The organism is Mesorhizobium sp. M5C.F.Ca.IN.020.29.1.1, from assembly GCF_003997375.1.
Taxonomy (GTDB): Bacteria; Pseudomonadota; Alphaproteobacteria; order Rhizobiales; family Rhizobiaceae; genus Mesorhizobium; species Mesorhizobium wenxiniae.
Window position 1 is genome coordinate 1 of sequence record NZ_RZSW01000409.1, and the last position, 5,826, is coordinate 5,826.

The following is a 5,826-nucleotide window of genomic DNA, read 5'->3' on the forward strand; positions in this document are numbered from 1 at the left end:
GTTCTGGGGGGCGCTGGCGCGCGAAATCGCCCAGAGAATTGGTGATGCATCCTCCACGGCGGAGCGGATGCGGGCGATGCAAGCGGCGCTCTCCCGGCTTGCGCCCGATGTCAAGCCGCCGCCTCCGGACATGGGATTTGCCTTCAACGCGCTGAAAACGGAATCCGCCGGTCCGGGCATGGCGGTGATCCTCGATCGGCTCGACGTCAGCCCGCGAACACTTCGCCGCCGCTGCCAGGAGGCTTTCGGCTATGGTCCGAAGACGCTCGACCGCATTCTCCGCTTCCAGCGGTTTTTGAACCTGGCGCGGCAGTCCGCCGAGCCGCGCCTTGTCGATCTTGCGTTCGAGGCGGGCTATTCGGACCAGGCGCATCTCACGCGCGAGGTGCGGCGCCTGTCGGGGTTCTCGCCCGCGACGGTTCTGCGACAGCTCGGCGCCTGAACTGGCCGTTTCGTTCAATACGCCACCGCCGACTCCCCCTAGTCTGCCTTCGTTGAAAGGAGGCAGATATGACGATCTACAAATCCCGCATCATCACCGCGTCCATCGACCGGGACTGGCGCGAAGTCTACGACTTCGCCTCCATCCCGGAGAATTTCCAGCGCTGGGCGGCAGGCCTTGGCCGGCGCTTCGAAAGATCGGGCGAAGAATGGACTGCGGAGGACCCCGAGGGCCGGCCCATCCGCATCCGCTTCTCCCGGCCCAATGAATTCGGTGTCCTCGATCACATCGTCTTCGCCGAGGGCAAGGAAACCCGCAATGCGGTGCGCGTGGTACCCAACGGGACCGGCGCGGAGGTCATGTTCGTGCTCTTAAGGAAGCCGGACATGACGGAGGAGATATTCGCTGCCGACGCCGCCGCGGTAGAGCGCGACCTCAACACCCTGAAGGCAATGCTCGAACGCTGAGCTTCCCAAGATTCACGAAAGGAGAAGATCATGGCCAAATCCAGCAACGACAAGCGCATCGACTATGTCGAGTTTTCCGTCGGTGACATCGCGCGCTCGCGCGACTTCTATGGCAAGGCCTTCGGCTGGTCCTTTAAGGACTACGGGCCGAGCTATTGCGAGTTCAACGACGGCCGCCTGACCGGCGGCTTCGCCCTCGGTGGCCAGAGCAAGGCGGCAGGCGGGCCGCTGGTGATCCTCTATGCCGACGACCTTGACGAGACCCAGCGCCACGTCGAGGAGGCCGGTGGGAAGATCGTCAAGCCCGCCTATTCCTTCCCCGGCGGCCGCCGCTTTCACTTTTCCGACCCGGACGGCTACGAGCTGGCCGTGTGGTCGGGCAAGTGAGAAAGCGGAAGGGGGCGCCGAGCCGAGCCCGGCGCCTCTTTCGAGTGGTTTTGGGCGGGCCGTCGGGCTTAATGCCGCTCTTGGCGCCAGGAGCGGATAGTGAATACTGACCGGGCGAGCTTCCAAGGATTTGATTGCGCGGCTGGTATCTCTGTGCTGACCCACCTTAGAGATGCCAGCGCTGCTGTTGTAACAAAATTATTGTCCGATGGCGTAGCTCGCATCGTATAAGGCTGGCCTGAGGACCATCGCATACCGCACGAAGCATGACGGAACCGACACGAACGACAGTACGGCAAAGGCTGTATGCTTTTTTGATTGCAGGCCTGGGCGGGCTGGCCGCATCGGCAATCTCGTTTTCGATGACGCTCTACGAAGCTGCCCATCCGCCAAAGGTGCTGGTTGTGCAGGCAGGCCAGCAGATCGATACCGGTCGCTGGTTTGTGACCTTGCGAACGGCACGTGTCGGAACAGTGCCGCCGACAGGCGTTCCTCCGTCGCGGCCGGTGCAGCTTCTGATGGTGGATCTGGACGTGGTGAACCGTTCCGCCACTCCAAACAACGTGCTCTATCGCACCGTGACGCTTAGCGCGCCGGCGCAAAAGCTGCCGATGCCAACGGTTTATCTCGATCGCGACAAGTATCTGGCGGGATATTTCAATCCCAACATGCCGGAACGCCTGACCATGGCCTGGGAGTGGCCGGCCGGTGTGTCCGTGCCGGACAAGGTGACGATCACCGTTACCGGCCAAATCTACAAGCTGCGCGACAATCTCTACGGCGCAAGCGGGTGGTACGACCGAGATCCCGTTGCGACGGTCGATCTGCCGGTGGAAAAGGCGCTATGATGCGCATGGTGCGTTCGGTGCTTGCGCTGCTGTTCGCTGCCGCCGTGCTCTACGGCATGCAGCATACGCGTCCGCTCTACAGCGACATTACATCGCCGATAGTCTCTTCGGGCGGCATGAACAAGCGTGTCCAGGCTAGCGCGTTCGCGCTTTCGCTGGACAGCGCCAGGGTCGCCCGTGTCCTCAACGTCGAGACCTTCGGGAAGTCAAAGACCTACACGAGTTCCGGCGTATGGGTTGTGGTCGAAGGCGAGGCGGAGGCGAAATTCGAGACCTTGCGTCTCACATCGGGTGAGTGGCTGAGCGGCAGCGGCATCCGTTATGTCCTGACCGACCGGCTGCCGGCGACGATCGAAATGATGCCGGGCGATGCCTATCAGCCCGGCCTGCCACGCCGCGTCCTTCTGGCGTTCGAAGTGCCGGAAGAAGCCGTCGCCGGCGGGACCGTAGTGGTCGCACGCACAAAATTGCTGCCGCTCGACGATGAGATCCGCATCACCACGGATGTTTCCGGCAAAGACATCGAGCCCGCAATCACTATCCGCCGCAACGAAGAAAGGCCGCCATGGACAGTTCTCCCGCAAAGGTGATGTCAACGCGGCGAGGTTATCGGCTGAGCATGACGGCGCTGGTGGTTGCGCTGCCTGCAGCGCTAGTCGTGCAGACGTGGGGAAGCATCAAGGACTGGCGCTCCCAATTTTTGCGCCAGCCGCTATCTGCGACCTTGGGGCAACCGATCGACTATGCCGGCGCAAGCTGGACCGTGACGCGCATCACCAGACTGGCAGGCAGTGAGGGAAACGCCGTCGTCCTCGCCGAATTCGAAGCTCTCGCAGCTGACCCGAAGGCGCTCGGCGCCGTTCCATGCAAGGTGCGGCTTTCCGACGGAAGCGGTCGCGAATGGCAGCCAACCCTATTTGCCGATCCGATGGTCAGGAAGCAATATCCGGAGGCCCAGCAACGGTCCCTGTGTGGCGGCATGGCGTTCGCGGCGGCCGAGCCCGGCAAGCCGGCACGGATGACTGCCAGCTTTTCGATTCCGCCTGCGGCGAGCAGCCTCACGCTATCGATTGGCCTCTACTCGGCGCTACCGAATCATCTCAGCGTCAGCGAGCCGCGGACCTGACGCCACGACTGCAGTCTCGAGCACGGCTGCAAGCAGCGCGACTCGGACTGCGTCGAGCAGGATTCCTCCTTCGAGTTCGCTTGGGCTGCCGATGAACAGGCTGATGGTGTCGGCGAAGATCTGCCAAGTTGCGAGGTCATGCGCTCCGATCAGTCTTGTCAGGCCATACCACATCCAGGCGCCGATCCAGGAGATGGCCTGATAGGCGATGACGAAGGTGACAAGCGTCGCAAGGCCGGCACTGAGCGTCAGCTTGAGACAAGTCCAGACCGGCGAATAGCGGCTGCGGTAGCCGCCAACGAAGTGCGTCGCGAAATCCTTCAGCCACTTTTGCCATGAGGTCGTGCGCGATAGCGCAGGACCGGGAGCGGCCGGCGCGGAAAGCTCATAGCCGTTGATGATCGCCGCCATCACCAGCCAGACAATCGGCAGCAACGCGAAAAAGAACAGATTCTGAAGCTGCTCTCCGAAGGGAAGCGGCCGGAATTCCACCGGAACGAACTGGCCGGCGGCAGCCGCCGAAGTTACCGGCGCAAACAAATCGAGGCTGAGCTGCTGCAGCGCCGCGCCTGCGCCAAGCCAGCGGATGAACTGGTCTTTCCATACGTCGAGCGCGTAGAGACCGATGAAGACCCAAGTTGCGTCCGTCGCCACGATCAGCAGCCGCCAGTAGGGGTGAGAGGCGCGCGCATTCAGTCGCTTGGCGGCAAAACGCACCAGCCAGCAAATGACGATCGACAGTACCACGCCGCTTGACTGAAGAATGGCGAAGATGTCGACGCTCTTGCCGAGCTCGGCTTGGGCCAGCGCCATGCGCGAATATTCGCGAACCGTATCGCCAAGAAAGCCCCAGGCGGCATAATAGGCGAAGAAAGGCAGGATCGCAGCGGCGGTAATCGCCAGGATCGGCTCGCGTTTTGTTTCGTCCGCTCCTTTTGCTTGTTGCCTCAGTCCCGCCACCGCCGGCATATGCGGCCGGAGCACCACGAACATCATGACCAGCACCGTCAGCTTGGCGAGAATCACCAGCGACAGCATGACCATTCCGCCCAGCGGGAATTGGAGGCCGATCGTGACGGCGCCCTGTAGCAGCAGATCATGAGCGATCACACCGAGGCAGCCGACCAGCAATAGCTGCGGCCAGCACTGGACAAGCAACCGCGTGGTTACTGCAAGAGGCCGGTATATGTCGTCAATCGTCGTGGTCATCGCGTCGGGTGACTTTTGTGCTCCGGTCCGGACTTAAGATGTTGTTCGTCAGACGATCCCCCAAATCCAAAAGGAGGGGTTGCATTGGCGGAGGGAGGACCTGAAATCCAACCTTCTCCACGGATCTGCGATCACCTTCGCAGTTCGGGTGTTCGGCTGATGCTGTTCATTTGACCTGTTCAATCTGCGGACCTGGGTCGACTGGCGGAGCCGGCGTGCAATCTAGCCCCTTGCATTCCTCGACAGGGCTATCTGCTGTCGGAAGGCAGTTTCGGCCGTCGCAATGAACTGCCGGCTCCGGCGCTTCTTCGTGGTTAGGCGGATCAAGCTCATCCTCAGCGCATCCTACTAATCACATCGCTCCGGCATTAGTTCCGAGGCAGATAGCCTCCTCGTAGGATTTTGGGAGTACTGGTTTGCTCGCGCCAATGTCGCGTAGATAGCGCGAACTTGAGGGAGCTACCAGTCCTCCTAGGTCCGCTCGCCGAACTCTGCGCCGTTTCCGGGCTTCGGACGACGATCGTCGGGTGGAATCTGGATGACCTCCGCCTCTGTGCGGCCAAACTCCCGGCCGATTTGAAATGCCGCATACAGCGCGCCAAGACCGATTAGGAATCGAAGCATTTGAGATCTCCTTCGGGCGGTAGAACTACACGGCCGGCAGTCAGTTCCACAGGGGCGGAACCACAACGTTCAACATTCGTTGCCACTGACCGTGGGCCAAGGAGGACGCCACAGATGGCGAACAAGAGGACGAGCGACACGAGCCGAGTTAAGAAGGGTGCAGAACTTGAAGTTGAGCACCTGGCGGAGATGACAGACGTAACGCCCAGACAGGCACGGGCATTGCTTCGCAAGCACGGCGCGGACTGGCAGCGGCTGAGGGACGAAGCTGAAGATTTGAAGAAAGACGATTAGTCGGGTCGATCTCCGGCCGGCGCGATTCAGGCGTAGCCTCGCCTGACTGGGGATCTACTTTCGCACAAGCCAGTCCAGCGCGTCTGAGTCGACATGCTCGTGGTCGGTCCACTTCCTCACGAGTATGGCTGACGAACAGCATAGAGCGCTGCTCCGGGAAGCCAAGGCCCAAGCTGCAAAGCGGCAGGGGTTGTCAGATAATCGCCGCCCGGTGAACTAAGGCGTCTCGCCCGCCGTGCCGAAAGGTGGCGGATTTTCGCTATAACGGAGGCACAAGTACCCAATAGCACCTCTCTTGACGGTTCTTTCAAATTGATTCGGAATTTTTTGCTACCCGTAAGTCACGATCGTAAACAAATTCCGGGTAAGCAAATTCAAAAACTCTCTGAGTTCGTTGTCGCCAAAGTAGCAGGCTATGAAACTGCTGCT

The 5,826-nt window shown here is 61.0% G+C and carries 9 protein-coding genes; 7 read left to right on the forward strand and 2 right to left on the reverse strand.

The features are described from left to right. The 6 genes from EOA85_RS25580 to EOA85_RS25605 form a co-directional block, all read left to right on the forward strand. The coding region (locus EOA85_RS25580) for a helix-turn-helix domain-containing protein (RefSeq protein WP_127211619.1) at positions 1–442 on the forward strand (442 nt) is incomplete at its 5' end. A 68-nt stretch (positions 443–510) separates the two neighbouring features. Further along, positions 511–909: an SRPBCC family protein gene (locus EOA85_RS25585; protein WP_127211620.1), complete on the forward strand. Its 399-nt coding sequence runs from the start codon at positions 511–513 to the stop codon at positions 907–909. Positions 910–939: 30 nt separating this feature from the next. Next, on the forward strand, positions 940–1,296 hold the full coding sequence (locus tag EOA85_RS25590) for a VOC family protein (protein WP_095520575.1): 357 nt from the start codon (positions 940–942) through the stop codon (positions 1,294–1,296). Between the two features lie 314 nt (positions 1,297–1,610). Next, entirely contained in the window at positions 1,611–2,144 is a 534-nt protein-coding gene (locus tag EOA85_RS25595; protein WP_127211621.1) for a hypothetical protein, read from the forward strand. Continuing rightward, a complete protein-coding gene (locus EOA85_RS25600) occupies positions 2,141–2,734 on the forward strand; it encodes a hypothetical protein (RefSeq protein ID WP_127211622.1) in 594 nt (197 codons plus the stop codon). Before EOA85_RS25595 ends, EOA85_RS25600 begins: the two co-directional genes overlap by 4 nt. After that, positions 2,710–3,270 carry a hypothetical protein gene (locus EOA85_RS25605; RefSeq protein WP_127211623.1) on the forward strand — a complete coding sequence of 187 codons (561 nt, stop codon included), beginning with the start codon at positions 2,710–2,712 and terminating at the stop codon, positions 3,268–3,270. Before EOA85_RS25600 ends, EOA85_RS25605 begins: the two co-directional genes overlap by 25 nt. On the opposite strand, the gene EOA85_RS25610 is transcribed toward EOA85_RS25605, so the two are convergent. Then, positions 3,232–4,479, reverse strand: a complete 1,248-nt coding sequence (locus EOA85_RS25610; protein WP_127211624.1) for a hypothetical protein — start codon at positions 4,477–4,479, stop codon at positions 3,232–3,234. The two genes, EOA85_RS25605 and EOA85_RS25610, sit on opposite strands and share 39 nt — an antisense overlap. A gap of 471 nt (positions 4,480–4,950) precedes the next feature. Next, positions 4,951–5,103 carry a hypothetical protein gene (locus EOA85_RS37720; RefSeq protein ID WP_164759869.1) on the reverse strand — a complete coding sequence of 51 codons (153 nt, stop codon included), beginning with the start codon at positions 5,101–5,103 and terminating at the stop codon, positions 4,951–4,953. Positions 5,104–5,217: 114 nt separating this feature from the next. On the opposite strand from EOA85_RS37720, the gene EOA85_RS25615 reads away from it, so the two are divergent. Next, complete coding sequence (locus EOA85_RS25615) at positions 5,218–5,397, forward strand: DUF3606 domain-containing protein (protein WP_127211625.1); 180 nt, start codon at positions 5,218–5,220, stop codon at positions 5,395–5,397. Positions 5,398–5,826 lie beyond the last annotated feature (429 nt).